The sequence below is a fragment of the Pseudomonas sp. 05N434 genome, assembly GCF_056396965.1.
The window spans coordinates 1-1,634 of the sequence record NZ_JBFTMK010000792.1 but is presented as its reverse complement, the minus strand read 5'-3'; the positions used below and the strand labels follow the sequence as shown (position 1 = coordinate 1,634).

Annotated in this window: 1 protein-coding gene; it reads left to right on the top strand. The window is 57.8% G+C overall.

Translation table 11 applies throughout. The annotated features are described in order from the left end of the window. Positions 1-401: 401 nt before the first annotated feature. Positions 402-1,634 (top strand): serine hydrolase domain-containing protein (locus AC1DLB_RS29420; RefSeq protein WP_477786232.1); only part of this gene is annotated, 1,233 nt, incomplete at its 3' end.

Below are 1,634 nucleotides of genomic sequence, written 5' to 3'. Positions count from 1 at the left end.
TTACCAGACATGATTTCACCTCGCTTTTGTTGTTGTGAGAACACGGCCCTTGTACTGCGAAGGGTCGCACGGCCTTACAGTGCGGCGGTAAATGTCTTGCGTTTGCGCGTGAATGCAGATGGGTTGGAAGTCACCTTCCAACGATGCGTGATAAGCCGTCATCGTATTGATCCTACGCCTGGTATCAGCACCCTGCGAGGGCATTTAGCACCCAATTACCCCCCCGGTTGGCAGGGCTGGCGCAGGAGTAACGGGCGCTGAACGCCGTGTTTGCCCCCCCATCAAAGCACAGTGCTAAAAATATTTTTATCTGATAAATGTTTTATTGACTAAAAAATAATACCGGGTAATTATTTCCCTGCATCTGCTTTCACGCAGAGTCATTTTGCAGGGGAAACCCGATGAGTCAGAACACCGTGCCGTTGCTGGCCAGTCTTTACATCGAGACGAATGAATCGTCACTCGACAGGCGCTTGGCGCCTTTGTTTATGCAGGGTTTTCCGGCCGAGCCGAAACGCCGCGTCACCTGGAACAACTGGATGCGTCCACCGTTCAATCAGTGGGGGTTCCGCAATCTGGCGCGCCTGCGTCCCTCCATTGATGTGGAGGCGGGTGGTGGACCGGTCAGTGTCTTGAAGGAAGCGCCACAAGCGCTGGATGAACTGCACTTCGACAGTGAATGTGGCTTGAGCGTCAGTGTCATCGATCATCTGGTGGTCAGTCAGACCGACGCCTTTTTGGTGATGCAGGGCGACACCGTGCTGTTCGAGCGTTACTTCAACGGCCAGCGTCCCCGGGACCGGCATGTCATGTTCTCGGTGACCAAGTCGCTGATCGGCACCCTGGGGGAGCAACTGGTCTGCGATGGCATCCTCGATCCGCAATTGCCGGCGGCGTATTACGTGTCCGAACTGTTGGGTAGCGCGTTTGGCGATGCCACGGTGCGCCAGCTGTTCGACATGGCCGTGGGCATCGACTACAGCGAAGTCTATGACGATCCCAACTCCGAGAGCTCGCAGTACGGCTATGCCTGCGGTTTCCAGCCGGCACCTGCGCAGTACGCTCAGTTCGAGTCGCTGTATCAGTACCTGCCGTCGCTGAAAAAACGCGGCAGTCACGGCGGCTTTTTCCATTACGTGACCGCCACCACCGAAGCCCTGGCCTGGGTCATGGAGCGCGCTTCGGGCAAGGCTTGCAATCAATTGCTGCAAGACATCTGGAGCCAGTTGGGGTGTGAGCGCGACGGCTACTTCATGGCCGATCCTTGGGGGCGTAGCGTTGCCGGTGCCGGTTTCAACGCCACCTTGCGAGACATGGCGCGGTTCGGTCGGCTGCTGGCCAACGACGGTCGCCATGATGGGCTGCAATTGCTGTCGACCGAGACGGTTGCACGCATTTGCGCCGGCTCCGATCCAGCGATCTACGCCAAAAACTCCGAGTTCTCCCAATGGACCCCTGACGCTTCCTACCGCAGCCAGTGGTACGTCTTCAACGACCACAGTCAGGCGATCATGGCCGGCGGTATCCACGGCCAGTACCTGTTCGTCGATAAGCCGTCCGGTGTGGTGATCGTCAAGCAGTCATCGCTGACCGAGGCTGTCAGCCCGTTCGATGCTGACAGCGTGCGCATGCTG